The organism is Psychrobacter okhotskensis (assembly GCF_013248965.1).
In the GTDB taxonomy this organism is placed as follows: Bacteria; Pseudomonadota; Gammaproteobacteria; order Pseudomonadales; family Moraxellaceae; genus Psychrobacter; species Psychrobacter okhotskensis.
Genome location: NZ_JABRVQ010000008.1, coordinates 1 through 18,997 on the forward strand (window position 1 = coordinate 1; position 18,997 = coordinate 18,997).

Annotated in this window: 16 protein-coding genes; 7 read left to right on the plus strand and 9 right to left on the minus strand. The window is 43.6% G+C overall.

Going from position 1 to position 18,997, the window contains the following annotated elements; translation table 11 throughout:
* Window positions 1-1,086: 1,086 nt before the first annotated feature.
* The 7 genes from yajC (at window position 1,087) to HQR03_RS05545 (ending at window position 9,049) form a co-directional block, all read left to right on the plus strand.
* The gene (gene yajC, locus HQR03_RS05515) at window positions 1,087-1,413 is read left to right on the plus strand and encodes a preprotein translocase subunit YajC (RefSeq protein ID WP_025653270.1); all 327 of its coding nucleotides are present in this window, start codon (window positions 1,087-1,089) and stop codon (window positions 1,411-1,413) included.
* A gap of 271 nt (window positions 1,414-1,684) precedes the next feature.
* The gene (secD, locus tag HQR03_RS05520) at window positions 1,685-3,562 is read left to right on the plus strand and encodes a protein translocase subunit SecD (RefSeq protein ID WP_025653269.1); all 1,878 of its coding nucleotides are present in this window, start codon (window positions 1,685-1,687) and stop codon (window positions 3,560-3,562) included.
* Window positions 3,563-3,571: 9 nt separating this feature from the next.
* Window positions 3,572-4,840 carry a protein translocase subunit SecF gene (gene secF / locus HQR03_RS05525; protein ID WP_025653268.1) on the plus strand — a complete coding sequence of 423 codons (1,269 nt, stop codon included), beginning with the start codon at window positions 3,572-3,574 and terminating at the stop codon, window positions 4,838-4,840.
* A gap of 235 nt (window positions 4,841-5,075) precedes the next feature.
* Complete coding sequence (locus tag HQR03_RS05530; RefSeq protein WP_025653267.1) at window positions 5,076-6,497, plus strand: MATE family efflux transporter; 1,422 nt, start codon at window positions 5,076-5,078, stop codon at window positions 6,495-6,497.
* 391 nt (window positions 6,498-6,888) lie between these two features.
* Complete coding sequence (locus tag HQR03_RS05535; RefSeq protein WP_173239464.1) at window positions 6,889-7,620, plus strand: AzlC family ABC transporter permease; 732 nt, start codon at window positions 6,889-6,891, stop codon at window positions 7,618-7,620.
* Window positions 7,610-7,966 (plus strand): AzlD domain-containing protein, encoded by a 357-nt coding sequence (locus tag HQR03_RS05540; protein WP_025653265.1) that lies wholly within the window; start codon window positions 7,610-7,612, stop codon window positions 7,964-7,966. Before HQR03_RS05535 ends, HQR03_RS05540 begins: the two co-directional genes overlap by 11 nt.
* A gap of 549 nt (window positions 7,967-8,515) precedes the next feature.
* Window positions 8,516-9,049, plus strand: coding sequence for a DUF2058 domain-containing protein (locus HQR03_RS05545; RefSeq protein ID WP_025653264.1), 534 nt, complete (start codon window positions 8,516-8,518; stop codon window positions 9,047-9,049).
* A 154-nt stretch (window positions 9,050-9,203) separates the two neighbouring features.
* On the opposite strand, the gene purF is transcribed toward HQR03_RS05545, so the two are convergent.
* The 9 genes from purF to HQR03_RS05590 all read right to left on the minus strand — a co-directional run bounded on the left by purF (window position 9,204) and on the right by HQR03_RS05590 (window position 18,559).
* Window positions 9,204-10,739: an amidophosphoribosyltransferase gene (gene purF, locus HQR03_RS05550; RefSeq protein ID WP_173239465.1), complete on the minus strand. Its 1,536-nt coding sequence runs from the start codon at window positions 10,737-10,739 to the stop codon at window positions 9,204-9,206.
* Between the two features lie 331 nt (window positions 10,740-11,070).
* Window positions 11,071-11,568, minus strand: a complete 498-nt coding sequence (locus HQR03_RS05555) for a CvpA family protein (protein ID WP_025653262.1) — start codon at window positions 11,566-11,568, stop codon at window positions 11,071-11,073.
* A gap of 27 nt (window positions 11,569-11,595) precedes the next feature.
* Window positions 11,596-12,630, minus strand: coding sequence for a quinone-dependent dihydroorotate dehydrogenase (locus HQR03_RS05560; RefSeq protein ID WP_025653261.1), 1,035 nt, complete (start codon window positions 12,628-12,630; stop codon window positions 11,596-11,598).
* 178 nt (window positions 12,631-12,808) lie between these two features.
* Complete coding sequence (locus tag HQR03_RS05565) at window positions 12,809-13,237, minus strand: DUF4870 family protein (protein WP_173239466.1); 429 nt, start codon at window positions 13,235-13,237, stop codon at window positions 12,809-12,811.
* A 209-nt stretch (window positions 13,238-13,446) separates the two neighbouring features.
* Window positions 13,447-13,995 carry a type II secretion system protein GspM gene (gspM, locus tag HQR03_RS05570; RefSeq protein WP_173239467.1) on the minus strand — a complete coding sequence of 183 codons (549 nt, stop codon included), beginning with the start codon at window positions 13,993-13,995 and terminating at the stop codon, window positions 13,447-13,449.
* Between the two features lie 139 nt (window positions 13,996-14,134).
* The gene (gspL, locus tag HQR03_RS05575; protein ID WP_173239523.1) at window positions 14,135-15,439 is read right to left on the minus strand and encodes a type II secretion system protein GspL; all 1,305 of its coding nucleotides are present in this window, start codon (window positions 15,437-15,439) and stop codon (window positions 14,135-14,137) included.
* Between the two features lie 313 nt (window positions 15,440-15,752).
* Window positions 15,753-16,211: a phosphohistidine phosphatase SixA gene (gene sixA / locus HQR03_RS05580; RefSeq protein WP_173239468.1), complete on the minus strand. Its 459-nt coding sequence runs from the start codon at window positions 16,209-16,211 to the stop codon at window positions 15,753-15,755.
* Window positions 16,212-16,350: 139 nt separating this feature from the next.
* Complete coding sequence (locus HQR03_RS05585) at window positions 16,351-17,661, minus strand: NAD(P)H-dependent glycerol-3-phosphate dehydrogenase (protein ID WP_173239469.1); 1,311 nt, start codon at window positions 17,659-17,661, stop codon at window positions 16,351-16,353.
* A gap of 148 nt (window positions 17,662-17,809) precedes the next feature.
* Window positions 17,810-18,559 carry a nitroreductase family protein gene (locus HQR03_RS05590; protein ID WP_173239470.1) on the minus strand — a complete coding sequence of 250 codons (750 nt, stop codon included), beginning with the start codon at window positions 18,557-18,559 and terminating at the stop codon, window positions 17,810-17,812.
* Window positions 18,560-18,997: the final 438 nt, after the last annotated feature.

An 18,997-nucleotide genomic window follows, 5' to 3' on the forward strand; every position in this document is an offset into this window, starting at 1 on the left:
CTTCTGTGTTAAAAATAGACGTTTAGAAAGACTAAACTTAAGATTTTTAACGTTGAATCGCCTAAAAAATAGTCTCTGTCAGTGCCATGGTCGAATGTTCAACACGCCCTAGTCAATCCACAATAATATCGATAAATTGATAAAAGCAAATCAAGTACAAGCATTATACCAGTATGGTTAACAAGGTTGATGCTGTCGCGGTTTTATAGTGGGCAGAATATGGCTCAATAGAGAGTGCACTAAATACAGGCAATCATTGTCTTTTGATAGTAGCACTGATGATGTGAATGCACAATAAGTCACTATTTATTAAAAAGGTTGTTTTGAGCCATTTTGTTGAGCCCTTTGCTCAACTTGATAGCATTTTTTAAACAGATATTGCTAGCGATAGCGCGCTAATAATGCTTACTTTATTAATGAGGTTTATAACTAAGGGTTTGCACGAATTCAACTCCTAGACCTTATAAGACGTACCCTTATAAGACGCACCCCTATTTTTGTAATAACGATAAATCTGAAATAAATCTCAGGGCACATTCTCTCTTTAAAAATGATTAAAAAATTAAGATAAATGTGAGGGTCTGTTGAACATTCAAATATTAGGATTGCTGATTGCTAAAATCGTCCCAAACCTTTTATCAAATCAGGCGTAAACCGACGATAATGTCGAGACCTTAGCTAGGTTTACGACAACGTTTGGGGTGATTTTAGTATCAGCCTTTCAGGGCAGGGCTATTTTTTGCCAATACATGGCGAAATTATCTAACCTAGAATGACTAGGCGTTAAGAATTTCACTGCGTATTGTCTAAAAAATAGCCACTGCCAGTGCCACATTTGAATGTTCAACAGACCCTAAGTAAACAAGCCAAATACTGTCGATAGTATATGCGTATTTGATGGGAGTTGGCCTAGATATGGCCATTTTTAAACCTTCATTATGACTATCGCTAGAATTGAGGATGCGACCTAGTATGCCAGTACGTTAAGAAAAACACGCCTAGCCTATGATTAACAGTTACCAAGTCTAGGATTTTTTGTTACTATGCGTTTAATTTATTATTATCTATGACTCACTGAGAGAAATTATGTTTTTATTTATCCAAGCTGCTCATGCCGCCGAAACTGCTGGTGCTGCATCACTATTTGGCCAAATTTTATTACCTGTTGCTTTTTTTGCCATTTTTTACTTTTTGGTTATTCGCCCACAGTCTAAGCGTACCAAAGAGCACCGCGCCATGGTCAGTGCGTTGACTGTTGGTAGCGAAATCATCTTTGCTGGTGGACTGATGGGTCGTATCAAAGCTATAGAAGGCGATTACGCGGTTGTTAGCTTGAATAATAATACGGATGTCAAAGTACAACGTGCTTCTGTCATCTCAGTATTGCCAGCTGGCACTATCGAAAGCGTTTAATCGTTATTAATAAATCTGATAATGATTGAACATTAGTTGTTACTAATTAATGGCAGTTATGAATTAATAGTTGTAATAACTTTAAAATGACCGTACATTATTTACGGTCATTTTTCGCTTTACCTTTTACGCTTTACTATCATCGCGGATGATCGCAATGGTGCATGATGACGACTGCTAAATACCGCACTCAACCATTGCTATCGCTAACTTCCCATCTGCTAACTTGTGGCCTGCGTCGCCAATAGTTTATCAACCTAAAGAAGTGATTATGCAATATCCCGCTTGGAAATACTTACTGATTGCCGTCGTGCTAATCATTGCCGGTCTGTATGCTGCTCCTAACCTCTATCCTGATGAACCTGCCGTACAGATTACAAGTGCCGCAGCAGGTACGCAGCTGTCTGATGGTATCTTAACCCAGTCTCAAAGCTTACTCGAAGAGGCTGGAATTAATAATCATGATGGTACCTTTGAAGGCAACAGTGCGCTGGTACGTCTTGATAACCCCGTCGAGCAGCTCAAAGCTCAGGAAGTACTGCGCCAGAATCTGGGCGAAGACTATGTGGTCGCGCTTAACTTAGCGCAGACGACCCCGCAGTGGCTGCGTGATATCGGTGCTAAGCCGATGAAGCTTGGTCTCGATTTGCGCGGTGGTGTTCGTTTTGTACTAGAAGTTGACATGGACAAGGCTCTCGATCAACGCCTGACTAGTGCGAGCCGCGATGTACGTCGTGACCTACGGGCTGAGCGTATCGCGATCAAAGGCATCAAAACTGAAAACCAAGGCATCATGCTGCATTTCGCTGATACCGATGCGCGTAACCGTGCACAAAACGTCTTGCAAGGCTCAATGGGTAATACCTTCAGTTTACAGTCTTCTATTGATGACCAAGGCCCTGCCCTGATTTTGGCGTACAACGATGCCACGCTAGATGAAATCAATAGCTATGCGGTCAATCAAAACTTGACGACCCTACGCAATCGTATTGCTGAGCTTGGCGTCACAGAGGCCTTAGTACAATCACAAGGCGCGAGTCGTATCGTCGTGGAATTGCCAGGTGTGCAAGATACTGCAGAAGCCAAACGTGTGCTTGGTCGCACAGCGAACCTTGAGTTCCGGATGGTCGCTGAAGATAGTGAAAACTATATGGGCGGTATTCCTCCTGCTGGTACCGAAGCATTCCCGTTTGAGACGCTTGATGGTCCACCAGTACTTTTAGAGCGCCAATCCATCGTGACCGGTGATAAAGTCACTAACGCGCAGACGGGTATTGATGAGAGTGGCTCACCTGAAGTCAGCATTACTTTGGACAGCGCTGGTGGCAAGCTGATGCAAAACGCCACGCGTACTGCTGTTGGTAAACAGATGGCCGTGCTATTCATTGAAAACAAGCAACGTATCACTTACGAAGAAGATCCAGCGACTGGCGAAACAGTCGAAGTACGTACGCCTTATGCTGAAACCAAAGTCATCAACCGCGCTAATATTCAAGCGGTACTGGGCTCCTCTTTCCGTATTACTGGTCTTGATAGTAGCGCAGAAGCGGCAGAACTTGCATTACTCCTACGTTCAGGCGCCTTAGCCGCACCGATGTATTTTGTAGAAGAGCGCACGATTGGCCCCTCATTGGGTCAAGAGAATATTGACAAAGGCCTGTTTTCTACGCAGGTAGGTTACTTATTAGTCTTTGCCTTTATGATCATTTTCTACCGTCTGTTTGGGGTCATTGCCAACGTGGCGCTAGCGATTAACGTCATCATTATCATTGCCATTATGTCAATTTTAGGCTCATCACTGACCCTACCCGGTATTGCCGGTATCGTCTTGACCATCGGTATGGCAGTCGATGCCAACGTGCTGATTTTTGAGCGAATACGTGAGGAGCTGGCAAATGGCGTCCGACCAAAATCCGCCATTGTGGCCGGCTTTGATCGCGCCTTTAGTAGTATCTTCGATGCCAACATCACCACCTTATTGGTCGCCTTTATCTTATTTGCGATTGGTACCGGTCCGATTAAAGGCTTTGCGGTCACTTTAGCTATTGGTATTGTCAGCTCGCTATTTACCGCGATTTTGGTAACGCGTGCTCTGGTACAAATTGCTTACGGTAAACGTAAATCTATCAAACGTTTGAGCATCGGTTAGGAGAAACATATGGCGATCGATAAGAATAATCCCCTAGAACAACAGAATAACCCAGATCGAAATGGCTCAAATGGCGACTCAAATAGTGGCAGTACGCGCCGCCGTAACAAACCACGTCGTGATGGTAAAGGTAGCAATACTAAAACCAACAACCCTACCACAGCCGCATCGGGTAAAAATAAAACGCGTCGTGGTGGTCAAAATTCTCAAGCATTGACGACTCAAACCGCAGAGACGAGCACTGCTATTGATCAGAGTCAGTTGATCAGTGATGCCGCTGAGGATGCTGCTGCACAAGCTGAGGGTGGTATCAAAGCCGTCGGCAACCAGCGCATTATCCCCTTTATGAAGATAGAAAAGCCAATGGCTATTTTATCGTTACTCATGGTGATTGGTAGTATTATCGCGATTGCTGTTAATGGTCTAAATTTTGGTCTAGATTTTACTGGTGGTGTATCAGCAGATGTACGTTACGAGCAGCCGGCTGAGCAAGTAGAAGTGGTCAAAGCCTTGGCCGACAATGGCTTCGATGATGCCGTCGTACAGTATCTTGGCACACGTCAAGAGCTACTAGTTCGCTTACCACCTCAGTCTGACAACATTGACGGACTCAATGCCAGTCTTAGCGCCGCGTTAGCATTGCCTAATAACACGGTTGAAATCAGTAATGTAAATATCATTGGTAGCCAAGTAGGTAATGAAGTCTACTTAAACTCTGTTATGTCGCTGGTCTTGGCCTTGGCTTGTATGCTTGGTTATGTCGCGCTACGTTTCCAGTTTAAGCTGTCTCTAGGTGCAGTGCTGTCACTGTTCCACGATGCTATCGTGACCATTGGTGTCTTTGCCTTATTCGGCTTTCCGTTTGACCTGACCGTTTTGGCAGCTATTCTGGCATTGATCGGTTATTCCTTGAACGATACCATCGTTGTCTATGACCGTATTCGTGAGAACTTCCGCCGTGTCCGTGGTATTACGCCGCGTCAAACGATTGATTTATCATTAACAGAGACGTTACGTCGTACCATTATGACTATCTCAACCGTATTACTGGTTGTTTTAGCCATGTTGTTCTTGGGCGGTGACGGTCTCTATTGGTTCTCGGTTGCACTGTTCATCGGTTTGCTGGCTGGTACTTATTCATCAACCTATATCGCAAGTTCTATCCCGCTACGTATGGGGCTATCTCGTGATGATTTCGTGGTGAAGGTTAAGCCTGAATTTGAAGAAGAAATTGTGACCTTTAATGATCCAAAAATGTTTGAGCAAGACAATATTTAAAGCAACTTAGTTAAGCTTTAAATAAAAGAGTATTCAAACAAGCTTATAATCCGTTTTTCACTATACGGAAGTGAGCTACCAATAAAAGCACCTGACTCATAATCAATGAGTGTTAGGTGCTTTTATCTTTATATGGTTCTATAAATTATCGATATAGTGATCAAATGTATTGCTTATTCCGAAAGCAAAATGATTTTCTGTACCCTCTGTCTGTTAAGTATAAAATGAGCCATCTATGTCAACTATTACGCCGCCACGCTCTATGCCACCGATTGATACTCGCTACGCGCGTATTATCGCTATTGCCTTGCCGGTATTGTTGGCCAATTTGGCAATGCCACTTCAAAGCGTCATTGATACTGCCATTGTCGGTAATATGAATGACACCGCTAAGCTTGCTGGTATGGGGTTGGCCATACAGTTATTGTCTTTATTGCTCGTCAGTTTTAATTTTTTACAGTACGCCTCATCTGGACTGTCGGCACAAGCATTGGGACAATTGGCTAGTCATGTTGACAACGCTATCAGCAGTACGACAAAACAGCCGAATCTAGCGCCCTCACCACTGCTATCTATTTTGCAACGTGCGTTATTGTTGGCATTCATCATTGGCGCACTGTTACTGCTGGCAAAACCTTGGTTAATAGAGTTTGGTCTGCAAGCATTATCTGCCAATCCTAACAGTGGCCTTGCTGCCAAGACTTATTTGGATGTGCGCTTTTGGGGTGTGATCGCTGAGCTAATGAACTTTGCCTTTATAGGCTGGTTTGCGGGTCAGGGCAAGACTCGCTACATGCTCTACCAACAAGGCTTTATCGCCTTACTTAATATCATTCTAACGCTATTTTTTGTGTATGGCATGCACATGGGCTTGGTCGGTGTAGCGCTAGGTACGACTATTGCATTTTGGTCTGGGGTATTATTAGCACTATGGTTAAGTCGTCAACATCTACAAATATCTTGGACGGCGCTGTTTACTGCTGATCGGCAACATTTCACCAAAGATAAAATGCTTAGGCTATTTTCGCTCAATAAAGATATCTTTATTCGTACGCTGATCTTAACATTGAGCTTTGCTTGGATTACCCGCTTATCTGCGCAAAGCGGTGATGTCATTCTGGCGGCCAACGCTATTTTATTGCAGGTACTAAGTATTTCAGCATTTGCCCTCGATGGTGTCGCAGTATCTGCTGAGACCTTGAGTGGTCAAGCAGCAGGACGACGTGATTGGCCACGTTTTCGTATTATCGTCAAACGCACTGGCGTAGTCAGCTATGGGCTTGCCATCATGTTGAGTACGATTTGGTGGCTTGCTATGCCAACTTATTTGAAGTTTATGACCAATATTGAACCAGTCTTCACACTCGCCTATGATTACCATCTTTATGCGGTGCTATTACCATTGGTCGGCGTTGGCGCTTATTGGTTAGATGGCATATTCTTTGGTTTAACAGCGGGTAATGTCATTCGTAACGCTGCTCTTATATTGGCGGCGGTCTTTTTCCCTCTGAGTTGGCTACTCTATCAGCAGTGGGACATGACTGGCATCTGGCTCAGCGTTTGGTGTTTGTTGCTGCTAAGGCTGATTATTCTCGGCGGGTTTTTATACCGTGCACATCAAACTGGTAGCTATGAAAAATTACAGCCCAATGTTTAGCATTGATTACCTAAAGGTTTATTTACCTGAAAAATAGGACTTTCTTAACCTTATCGGATAACAATTAGCCCTTCATTATAAAATATAGGGCGTGTTGAACATTCACAAATAGGCACTGCTGATTGCTAAAATGGTTTCATACAAGGCGCAAGTCGACGATAATGTTAATACCTTAGCTAGACTTGCAACGCAGTATGGGGCGATTTTAGCATCAGCCCGTAGGGACAGGACTGTTTTTTGCCGCTTCTGTGTTAAAAATAGACGTTTAGAAAGACTAAACTTAAGATTTTTAACGTTGAATCGCCTAAAAAATAGTCTCTGTCAGTGCCATGGTCGAATGTTCAACACGCCCTAGTCAAAAAACAATACTGTTAGAAAATTAGGATGTCATGTGACCATTCATTCAAAGGAACTAAATCATCAACAAGCGGCTCACTATGATTGGGCGGAAGGCTTTAAAAAAAGCTTGCCAGTCGCCATGGGTTATCTGCCTGCAGGCATCGCCTTTGGTGTGCTGGCGCAAGTGGCTGGTATCCCTATATGGGCAACGATTATGCTCAGTATTGTCTTGTATGCGGGCGCGGCGCAATACGCCTGTTTGCCCATGCTAAGTGCAGGTTTACCGATTGGCAATATGGCCACGAATATCGCCGCTATTAATTTACGCCACGTATTTTATGGTATGCCGTTATTACAATACTTACCGAAACAAAAACTGGCCAAAACATACTGCTTATTTGCCCTAACTGACGAGACTTTTTCGGTCATGACCAGTTTACCTAATGAGTCTCGACAGGCATTAATCCTACCGATCAGTTTGTTTAACCAAAGCTGGTGGGTGCTAGCGAGTACGATTGGCGTGATGATAGGGAGCACACTTAGTGACTTGATACCACATTTAGACTTTGCTTTGGTTTGTCTGTTTGCGATTTTGGCCTATGAGCAGTTTCAAAGTATCAAGCGCTATTTCCCAATTGCTATTGCCGTGATTGCTTTAGCCGTTGCCTCTTTGTTTACTAGCAACTGGCTGTTATTGGTAGCGATTAGCCTTTGTATGCTGATGATTTTGGCCCGTGGTGTGTGGATGCAGCGCCGCGTACAAGGAGACACCGATGAGCAGTAGTTACCTTATTTTTGCCACTTTTGCTATGGCTGCCGTCACTTTTATTACGCGCGCCCTTCCCGCCTTGATACCCAAAAAGCTGCTGGATACGCCTTGGTTACACCGTTTAAATGAGAGCTTACCGTTATCCGTGATGGTATTACTTATTTTAACCAGTCTCTCCTATCAAGACTTATCAGCAAGTACGGGTATGCAAAGCGCAGAGTTACATTTACTCATGGCTCAAATAGGTGCTTTACTTCTGGTATTATTGGTCTATCATTTTAGCCGTCAATTATTGGTGAGCATGATCGTCGGCATCGCTGCGATTAATGGCTTGCTTTGGTTATTTACTCAACTGGCTTAATCGCTAATCATTACTTATAGTCGGGTCAATATAAAAAAGAGACAGCGTGACTGGTATAAGTTTTTTGCAGCCTCTGTCTGCGTAGGCACAGCAAGCAAGAAAAATTTTACCAGTCACGCATCATAATGTTGTTTACCAAACTGGCTTAATGGTTAGGGCGTGTTGAACATTCGACCATGGCACTGACAGAGACTATTTTTTAGGCGATTCAACGTTAAAAATCTTAAGTTTAGTCTTTCTAAACGTCTATTTTTAACACAGAAGCGGCAAAAAACAGTCCTGTCCCTACGCTACGGGCTGATGCTAAAATCGCCCCATACTGCGTTGCAAGTCTAGCTAAGGTATTAACATTATCGTCGACTTGCGCCTTGTATGAAACCATTTTAGCAATCAGCAGTGCCTATTTGTGAATGTTCAACACGCCCTAATCATTATTAATCGTATTTTGTATAACAGTACCATCTTTTGCAGATTAGAGGAATTAACGACACGCCACCGCAAAATTTGCTACTATTTAATTTTTATTTTTATCATCTAGGTAATGGAATTATGGCCAAGAATGCCCTACAAGCTCAACTTTTAAAAGCGGGATTGGTTGATAGCAAAAAAGCCAAAAAGATAAGCAAGCAATCTGAACATGCCAAGCGCACTGGTGATGCGTCCAATGTGGAAGCCAAAAAAGCATTGGCAGCAGCCCAAGCAAAAAAGCTGGAGAAGGATCAAAAGCTTAATCAAGAAAAACAGCAGCTTTTAGAAGAGAAAATGCTAAAGGCCAATATCGTCCAAATGATTAGGCAGCATCAAATCACTGATACAAAGGGTGAAGTCAATTATCAGTTCGTTGACGACACTAAAGTCAAAAAAATCTCTATCACGCAAAAACTATACGATCAAATCGTAGCAGGTCACGTGGTCATTGCACGCTTGGAAGAAAGCTATGCTCTACTTCCTCGCCCCTTGGCCGATCGTATAGATGCAAAACTAGAAGGCTTTATGGTAGTGTCTAACGATACCTCAGACAATGAGTTAGCAGATGACGATCCTTATGCCGCTTATGTGATTCCAGATGATCTCATGTGGTAATCCTACCAATAAAGCGCTATATATATTCCCAATATCACCTCTTACCATAAATAGTGGTTTTTCAAAGGATATCTCTTATTTTAAGCAATAAAAAAGGCTGGATTCTATCAAGAATCCAGCCTTTTTATATTTAAAAATTTAGGTATTTAGCAGCTTAAAGCTCTTCTACACCCATCATATCTACAGGTGTATCAGCCACTATTTGCACGCCTTTTTTTCCGGTCTTAGCAGTTTCACTGCGCTGCTCTTGTAGGTGCTCAAGATAGGCTTCATTGATTTGTCCAGTAATGTAGCAACCATTAAATACCGCACAGTCAAAACCTTCGACTTTACTGTATTTGGTATCTTTTACTGCTTCGATCAAATCGTCTAAATCTTGGAAGATCAAACGATCAGCACCAATAATTTTACGCACTTCTTCAACGCTATGCCCTGAAGCAATAAGCTCGCTACGCACTGGCATATCGATACCATACACGTTTGGATATTTTACGGGCGGCGCTGCACTGGCAAAAAATACTTTACGTGCACCTGCATCACGCGCCATTTGAATAATCTCATGACAAGTAGTACCACGGACGATCGAATCATCAACCAATAGCACGTTTTTACCTTTAAACTCTAACGGTACAGCACTGAGCTTTTGACGCACTGATTTTTTGCGTTGCTGCTGACCTGGCATGATAAAAGTACGACCGATATAACGGTTTTTCATAAACCCTTCACGGTACTTAATATTCATCTTAAGCGCCAGCTCCATCGCTGAGGTACGCGAGGTATCTGGAATAGGAATAACCACATCAATATCGTGATCTTCACCCCATTCTGCAAGAATTTTATCACCAAGCTTCTCGCCCATACGCAGACGCGACTTATAGACTGAGATATTGTCCATGATGGAATCTGGACGAGCAAAATAGACGTATTCAAAGATACAAGGGGTGTATTCTTGCTGCTCGACGCACTGATGCGTATGTAGCTGATGGTCTAAGTCAATAAAAATCGCTTCACCGGGTTTGACATCACGAATAATAGTGAAGCCAGAGCCAGTCAAGGCGACCGATTCTGAAGCAACCATATATTCTGTGCCGCCATTGGCTGCCAAACGTTCACCAAAGATAAGTGGGCGAATACCGTTTGGATCGCGGAAGGCAAGCAAGCCATGACCTGTGATTAAAGCAACAACGCCATAAGCGCCTTCAATACGACTATAAACCGCTGTGACTGCTTCAAATATTTCGGCAGGCGTTGGATGGGTTTTTCCTAGATTCTGCATCTCATGCGCCAGCACGTTTAACAGTACTTCCGAGTCTGAATCAGTATTCAGGTGACGACGGTCTTCTTTATATAGAGACTTGGCCAAGCCCTCAGCATTGGTCAAATTACCATTGTGCGCCAGCGTAATACCGTAAGGTGAATTGACATAAAACGGCTGCGCTTCTGCACTGCTTGACGTGCCTGCCGTTGGATAACGAACATGACCGATGCCAAATTTGCCAACCAGTTTTATCATATGGCGATTCATAAAAACGTCACGTACCATGCCGTTTTCTTTACGTAAATAAAGCCGACCATCTTGCAAAGTCACAATACCTGCCGCGTCTTGCCCGCGATGCTGTAGCATTGTTAAGCCATCATAAAGAATCTGATTGACCGGCTCATGAGCTGCAACCCCAACGACTCCACACATAGTTATATCCTATTTTGAACCACACATTAGTAACACAATAACGGCATAAGCTTGACAGTAGCTTATGAAAAACAGCCATCTACTCTTACCGCTGACCTGATGATGTTGCTTAAGCTTAAAATCTTGATGACAGTTTGCTCACTGACCTACAGTCAGCAAAGCCATCAATCATTCACAAATTGAAATTTATGAACCCTAAATGCTATCGAATAATTTTTTATCAAGGATAAGTTACAAAGACTCAGTTATGATTTTTGGTATTAAAACGTTAAAAAATAGGCTTAAAAAACAGGCTTAAGAAACGAAGAATAAGTCTAAAAAACTATGCGTATTAAGACTGATTGACCTGATCCCAAGCCATACCGAGCACGTCTGAGACTAAAGCCTTACCCATTGGCGCATAAGGCATCAGTTCAGGAGCAAGCACCGAGGTTTGCCATTGCGGCATTTTTACCAATAAGGGCGCGCTGACACTCAAAACGACTAATACCATCAATACATTTTTGGCCGCCCCAAGGACGCCACCTGCCATCTTGTCAACAATACCCAGACGTAAGGTTTTGAGTACCCCTGAAAAAGCAAAGGCGACGATATGCATAATCGCTAAGATAATGATTACGACCAATAAGAACGCCGTTGCCATTTGCAAGACAGGGTTTTGTACGATACCTGATAATTGCGGAGCAACTGAGCCTGCCAAGCGCGTGGCAGCAATAAGAGCAATAAACCAACCTGCCAAGCCGACTGCTGTCTTAATGAGTCCTACCTGAAAGCCGCGCCATAAGCCAATTAAGACCACAATAGCAATCACAATATCTAGACCACTCATATGTCACGCCTCATTTTTAGTGGTTGTCTAACTTTCCATGGCATCGTAATAGCCACCGATGGCTTGAATGCATGACTGTACCAGCCCAGGACCTCGATAAATCAGTCCGGTATAAAGCTGTACCATATCAGCACCTGCTTCAATCTTTTTGACCGCTTTGGCACCACTATCGATACCACCCACCCCAATCAAAGCTACTTTACCATCCAGCTGATCAGAGAATTGTTGTAAAATTTGGGTGCTGATGTGGCTCACTGGACGACCCGATAGGCCACCGGCTTGGTCACCATCGGGCAAGTCTTCGACACCGACGCGGCTCAATGTGGTATTGGTGGCTATCAAACCATCAATCTCAAAATCTAACAACTGCTGTGAGATATAATCCACTTGTAGCGGCTCTAAATCAGGCGCTACTTTTAAGACCAGTGGCACATAAAAGCCATACTCTGTTGCCAATTGGTTGTGACGGTTTTTAATCGTATCAAGTAGCTGAGTCAACGCTTCACCACTCTGTAAGTCACGTAAGTTTTTGGTATTTGGCGATGAGATATTGACGGTAATATAGGAAGCGTGTGCATAAACCCGCTCTAGGCAATAGACATAATCATCAGCGGCTTGCTCCACTGGCGTACTGGCATTTTTACCGATATTGATGCCGATATTACCTTTGTATTTACAGCGTTTGACGTTTTCAATCAGGTAATCAACGCCCTGATTATTAAAGCCCATGCGATTGATAATGGCATCGGCTTGTTTGATTCTAAATAGGCGTGGCTTATCATTACCAACCTGCGGTCTTGGCGTGACCGTCCCCACTTCTATAAAGCCAAAACCCAGCTCGGCCAGTGCATCGATATAATCGCCGTTTTTGTCCAACCCTGCGGCAAGGCCAACTGGATTAGCGAACTGTAAACCCATACAGTCTGTAGGCTGCATCGACTGACCATATACCAAACCTAAGGCACGCGCTTTATGGGCTTTATCTAACAAAGATAAGGTCATCTCGTGGGCGTGTTCAGGGTCCATCTTAAATAAAAAAGGGCGAAGTAAGGCATAAGACATAGTAATGACAGACCCTGCTCGAAAAGCAATGATGAATGAGAAAAACGAAAGAGATTAAGCGCAGCGATTATATCAGCTTAACAGAAATAAGACCAAAGTTTCATACAGCAAATTTCTATTCCAAAAAGTCAATAAGCGCTGCTAAACACTGTATATAAATGATATGGGATTGAACGTATTATGGCACAGGTCGTCCATCTGTTAAGGCAATCCAACCTCGTACAATACGATAAAGGTGCCAAATAAAGGTCAAACCCATAATAATAAAACCAATACTGACCAATAAAAATGAACCAATGGCTATATTGCTGCTATCGACAAACATGCTGACACCAAAACCGCCCAAAGCAAACGTGATGATAAGAATGCCTATGATAAACCAGACGATACTGTACCAAAACGTCTTAATTTGCCAATCAAAATGCGTGGCTAGCCATGAGCCGTCCGCATCGTGGCGCTTAGCATAATTCATGATAATCGGCACGACCCACAACAGACCAGCCGTGAAATAACTGATCACATACAATAGATAGGTGATGTGATTATAAGTGGTTAAAGAACGGCGTTTACTGTCACTCATGTTGCCGCTTATATTGTCATTTATCATGTGTCTTGATCCTTAACAGGTCATATTATAATCAGACGTCTTAGTCTTAATAGTAGTCTGTTGACGCAGATGCTTATCCGCTTAAGTGCAGGAGAATAATGTATAGGAAGTATTCATCACTAAAGTGTTCAATAAACCTTTGATTGTGTCGGATGAGGTGTTCTTCAATGAAGCTAAATTCAATATACAGTGCGAGGCAGTTAGCATTGTTAAGAAGTAACAGTTGCTTGCACCTCAATGGCTTTGGTGGTCACGTCCTGTTGCATCGAGAGTTGGGTAAATTGCCAACCTTGCTGCTTAAGCTTACCGAGTGCTGCACTCACAACCGCTTGACTGGCATTGGTGAAGCTCAGCTGCACCCCGTCACCAGCCGCAACCACTTGCGCATTGGCAATACCCGAGGTATTTAGTAGCTCACTCACTCTGTTGGCAGGTGGCATAGCAGCTGCCCCATCGACGCTGTTAGTCGCATTGCTATCCACCTTACCCGCTTGCGCGCGCAGCCAAAAATAATCAGCAACGTGCGCTTGATACTCGCTTTTGCTATCGCTTGCAGCTTGATGAACCGTATAACCACCGTAGCCACCCACGAATAACAATAAAAAAGCAGACAATATAGTTAATGCTAATTGATCGCGTGGAGACAATGCCTGCCAGCGTGATGATAGGACATTTTGATAACTATTCACCCGCTCTGAAAAAGCGCTTGTTTTAGGCGCAGACACGCTACGTTCGGCTCGGCGCTGTAATCGTTTCATGCTCTAACCTTTATTGCCAATAGTTAATCGTGGAGGGTTTAATCTTGAGTAAGTAGATTGCAATCATCTGAGTGAGCACCTTACGGATGGTCATCGTCAAAACACAGCGCTCAGCAAATACTAAAAATTCTCAATAAGCTTAAGATGCTGCTGCCTTGTCGGCACTGACGCTTTCTGGCGTCGTATCATCTTCATTTATACTCACAGTAATTTGCCCACTAAACTGCCCTTGCTCATTGCTATTTACCCGCTCTAGCTTGGCCGTTAATCCTTGAGTGAACAGGGTATTGGCGAATTTATCAAGACTGTCGCGGTCAGGGGCAATCAACGTAAAACTGAGCGTGGATGGTTGCATAACCAAAGCTTGCGCTTTTAGAGAGGACTGCTTAATCAGTGGTGATATGCGTGCCAACACGGCCATATGTGGCGAGGCTTGACCATTGGTACCCAGTTTTGGCGCCATTTGCGTGGTCAAATTGGTGCGCGGGTTTAGACGTTCATCAGGAAACCAAGACTGATATTGCCCCGCAATCGCTGTTTTTGTCGCAGCCGTCGCCTGATGATACTGATAAGACTGCACCCCATCTGTGGCTATCTGTAGCACGAGTGCCGACAGCGCCACCATCATTGCCACTCGTAGATAAGGTGATAATTGCGAATCGGTTGATTTGATAAAGAAATTAAGCGCGTGACGGTCAGGGTTGTCAATCGGCTTGGGCGTACTCGTTAGCGTCGTCAATAGCAGCTGATGAGCTGCTATGAGCGCGGCTGTTTGTGCCGAAACATCGCTGGTCGTTACTGGCTTTTGTAAATCAATCCTATGATCAGACTTTGTAGCATCAAGGTCTGAAAAACTTGTACTATCAAAAGCTTCAATGCTTGGTACCACCATCACTTCACTCAGCTGCGGGAAGCGCTCAAAAATCAACGGTAAATAGCTGACCGCCATTCCTTGATATAATGATTGGCGTAGCAGCATCGTCTGGTCATCTTGATAGAGTATGACTTGCTGCCCTGCACCTTCTTCCGGCACTGGTAACAATAGAAAGTCGGGCAGTAATGCTGCGATAGTCATACCAACGAGTTTGGCACTTTGCTGCCATGCCTCAATATCAGCCTGCGCCAGCGCGTATAAATACTGACTATCAGCAAGGCTGGTTTGCCGCACTGCCAATTGCTCAACAGGGGTCAAAGACATCTCTTCAAATAAATACTGCTTACCAGTATTACCCAATTGCTTAAGCTGTGCACCACTAAGCTCGGTATCGACGTGTAATACGTGGCTTGATGGAAAGTACAAACATACTGTTTTATGGCTATTGGATTTATAGCTGCTATAAATATCATGCAACTGTTGCCAGCCAGCAACTGACTGCCATTGTTGTACGTCTTCATGCCAGACAGCTAGCGGACTGTGCTGCGCTCTTAACCAAACATGTAACACCAAGTGTGTCCTTAATTATCAAAGCCATAAAATAACAAATTTAGACGTTTTGTAAGAGCCCATGACCATGTTTATGTTTAAAGCATCTTAATATTTTTAAACAGGGTCATGATGAATAATATTACTACTACTAAATATAGTCAGTCCAATATGAAGAAGATACAGCGGGACTGGGATGCTTAGTTTTTAATATAAGTTTTGCAACCTCTGTCGGCGTAGGTACAGCAAGCCAGAAAAATTTATACCAGTTTCGCGTTATGAAATAGCGTATCCATTTTATTTAGGATCGACTATAGCCAATGAAAGAGCGATATCAATACGGTTGCTCAGGTACAAAGCGATCGACCTCGGTTGCCATTCCAGACATTATAAAATCCATCTCAAATACTCGCGCTTCTGCCAAAGAGAACGCCTCAGGATAATCACCGGTTAGTAAGGCAGCCAGATTGGCGACGATAGACATATGACACACTACCACGAGGCACTGCGCCTCAATCTTTGCTATATCGGTCAACGCACTATGGGCATCGTCAGAAGGCGTTATATTATCTTGTACCGTCGCTGGTACTGTAGGCGCCCGCGCTTGCAGCTCTGCTAGGGTTTGCTGCGCCCTATCATAAGGACTTACGATAAAACGATCAGGCTTATAATTGGTCGTGATATATTCTGCAGTTTGCGCGGCTTGCTGCTGTCCAAAGTCAGTCAGCTGACGAGCGCTGTCTGGACGCGTTTCGTCTTCTGCCTGACCGTGACGTATTAATATCATTTTCATAGCGTTCCTTGTCTATAACCTGGCTTTTTGTCAGCTGCCTTTTTATCAACTGCCTTTCTATGACCTACTTTGCCACTGTCTGACTTTACACGTTTTTAGCAATACACATTTTCAGCAATACACGTTGCCAACAATCGTTTTATTTAGCATCGCTGTCTGTATCAACATCATCGTCATTGTCAGAGGTACTACTGGCAGCTTTCATTTGCGCAGTAAGTGCAGCGTTGCTATGGTCATGAGCCATCACAAATTCGACATCACTGCGGAAACCCGCTTCCATCAAATGGAGCGCCACACCCAGCGCGGCCTTATCTTCATAAATAACCGCATAAAGCGCATGGGTAATCGGCATATAAATACCGTCTTTAGTCGCCTTTTCGTGGACTTGCTGAATAGTATTAACGCCTTCTGCAGTCTGGCCCAGTTTTTTGACGGCAGCATCAATACTCATACCACGACCAAGCATATTACCGATGCGGTAATTACGACTTAACTCCGAACTACAGGTTGCGTATAAATCGCCAACACCTGATAGCCCTAAAAACGTCAGTGGATTGGCACCGGCTTCGACACCAAAACGACTCATCTCTGCCAAGGCACGGGTCAATATCATTGCTTTGGTATTCTCACCCACTTCGTAGGCCGCAGCCATACCCATCGCAATGGCATAAATGTTTTTGAGCGCCCCGCCCAGCTCAACACCGCGTATATCATCACTGGCAAATACTCTAAAGAAAGCACTATGCAGTGCCGCTTGTACAGCATGACGTAGTGGTTCAGACTCACTCGCAATCACGGTCGCAGATGGCATATTTTTCATAATCTCTATAGCAAGATTAGGCCCTGACATGACGCCAAAATTCACCTCAGGCAACACTTCTTTGATAATATCACTCATCATGGCAAAAGTGTCTTTTTCCATGCCTTTCGTTAGCGACACAATAGACTGTCCACTAATAAAGGGGGCGATATTTTTTAGCGTTTCGCGAAAGGCCAAGCCTGGTACGGCAATAAAGATAATGTCGGTATCTTTGACTGCCGATGCTAAATCATGACTATATTTCAGGCGGTCATCAAGCTTATAACCGGGCAGATATTTCTTGTTCGTCTGGGTTTTTGTCATGGCCTTAACGGTACGCTTGTTACGAACCCACAGCGTGGTATCACAACCATTACGCGCGGCTAAGTTCGCCATTGCCGTACCAAAACTACCACCACCTAAGAACGCCAAACGCAGCTTGGTAGGATTGCTGTGAATCTCTGCCATGTTTTTTGCGACTGCTGACTCTACCGTGCTAGGGTTGAGCTTCTTACGACCGATACCAGATTTGCTGGCTCGTTCAATGATGCCTGACAACAGACTGTTTTGTTTGTCAGCGGCTTTGTTACTCTCGTTGCTACTATTCTGAGCATTATCTTTGTTAGTATTGTTGTCATTAGCGCTTGTCATATGCATGTATCCGTATTGACTAACTTATTAGTAATAATATCTTTAGTGGGCAGCTACTGAGACCAATTGTGTTGCATAAATCATTTTCTTTAATTAGTAATATTGTTTAATAAAAAACCGTCTTTAGCTCAGTAGCCCTCAAGTATGGTTATGACTCAAAGCGAACAAGCGGCTCGATATCAATAGGTTTACGTGGGTGCTCACCTTTAGGACTGGTGCCAGTATAAACAAAAGCCGTGACATAATCATCTGCACTTACGCCGAAATATGCTTTTACCGCAGGTTCGTTACACAATAATCCTGTACGCCATACTGTGCTGAAGCCTTGCGCTTTTAACGCCAAAATCAGATTTTGTACCGCAGCGCCTGTACTTAACATCTGTTCGAAATGCGGTACCTTTTTATGTTCTTGCATCTGAGTCACCACCGTAATAATAAGCGGCGCACGTAGCGGCATCGTCTGAGTTTTTTTCACTGTTTTTTCAGAGAGTATCTCGCCCTCTTCGGTGGCCTTTGCTTCTGCTGCTTCGACAAGGGCACGCCCCAAGTCGTGACGAGCGTCACCGGCAGTCACAATAAAGCGCCACGGACGCAGTTTTTTGTGGTCAGGTGCCGTCGCTGCACACTCAATCGCTTCTTCAATCTGGGCTTGCGTTGGTGCAGGAAGATCTAAGTTACCCACGCTGCGTCTTGAATTAATCCAATGAATGAGCTCATCACTGGTAAATGGCGTGCTCTCAGTCGTTAGTGCTTTAATAGAAATCTTTTCACTATTTTTTGCAGGGTTACTTTTTATTTGACTGTTTTCTGCTTGACTATCTTGTTCTTGACCACTTTGCACTTGACTATCTTTTGCTTGATTTTCCTTTGTAAAGTTGTTTTCGTCAGACTTATTCATTATTTGTCCTTATTTATTAGGGTCTGTTGAACATTCAAATGTGGCACTGGCAGTGGCTATTTTTTAGACAATACGCAGTGAAATTTTTGACGCCTAGTCATTCTAGGTTAGATAATTTCGCCATGTATTGGCAAAAAACAGCCCTGCCCTGAAAGGCTGATACTAAAATCACCCCAAACGTTGTTGTAAACCTAGCTAAGGTCTCGACATTATCGTCGGTTTACGCCTGATTTGATAAAAGGTTTGGGACGATTTTAGCGATCAGCAGTCCTAATATTTGAATGTTCAACAGACCCTATTGATATTGACTGCCACTATTTATATCAGCAGATTATCCTGTTATAAATATGATTGGACAATCGTAAAACCGTAAACGAAAACCCAAGCAGCCCTTAGCCTCTATCTTTAAATCACAATCATACTTTTAAATAAAAGTCC

Excerpts from the sequence above, each read along its gene's own strand:
- yajC (WP_025653270.1), top strand. The coding sequence starts at position 1,087 with ATGTTTTTATTTATCCAAGCTGCTCATGCCGCCGAAACTGCTGGTGCT.
- secD (WP_025653269.1), top strand. The coding sequence starts at position 1,685 with ATGCAATATCCCGCTTGGAAATACTTACTGATTGCCGTCGTGCTAATC.
- secF (WP_025653268.1), top strand. The coding sequence starts at position 3,572 with ATGGCGATCGATAAGAATAATCCCCTAGAACAACAGAATAACCCAGAT.
- HQR03_RS05530 (WP_025653267.1), top strand. The coding sequence starts at position 5,076 with ATGTCAACTATTACGCCGCCACGCTCTATGCCACCGATTGATACTCGC.
- HQR03_RS05540 (WP_025653265.1), top strand. The coding sequence starts at position 7,610 with ATGAGCAGTAGTTACCTTATTTTTGCCACTTTTGCTATGGCTGCCGTC.
- HQR03_RS05545 (WP_025653264.1), top strand. The coding sequence starts at position 8,516 with ATGGCCAAGAATGCCCTACAAGCTCAACTTTTAAAAGCGGGATTGGTT.
- purF (WP_173239465.1), bottom strand. The coding sequence starts at position 10,739 with ATGTGTGGAGTCGTTGGGGTTGCAGCTCATGAGCCGGTCAATCAGATT.
- HQR03_RS05555 (WP_025653262.1), bottom strand. The coding sequence starts at position 11,568 with ATGAGTGGTCTAGATATTGTGATTGCTATTGTGGTCTTAATTGGCTTA.
- HQR03_RS05560 (WP_025653261.1), bottom strand. The coding sequence starts at position 12,630 with ATGTCTTATGCCTTACTTCGCCCTTTTTTATTTAAGATGGACCCTGAA.
- HQR03_RS05565 (WP_173239466.1), bottom strand. The coding sequence starts at position 13,237 with ATGATAAATGACAATATAAGCGGCAACATGAGTGACAGTAAACGCCGT.
- gspM (WP_173239467.1), bottom strand. The coding sequence starts at position 13,995 with ATGAAACGATTACAGCGCCGAGCCGAACGTAGCGTGTCTGCGCCTAAA.
- sixA (WP_173239468.1), bottom strand. The coding sequence starts at position 16,211 with ATGAAAATGATATTAATACGTCACGGTCAGGCAGAAGACGAAACGCGT.
- HQR03_RS05585 (WP_173239469.1), bottom strand. The coding sequence starts at position 17,661 with ATGACAAGCGCTAATGACAACAATACTAACAAAGATAATGCTCAGAAT.
- HQR03_RS05590 (WP_173239470.1), bottom strand. The coding sequence starts at position 18,559 with ATGAATAAGTCTGACGAAAACAACTTTACAAAGGAAAATCAAGCAAAA.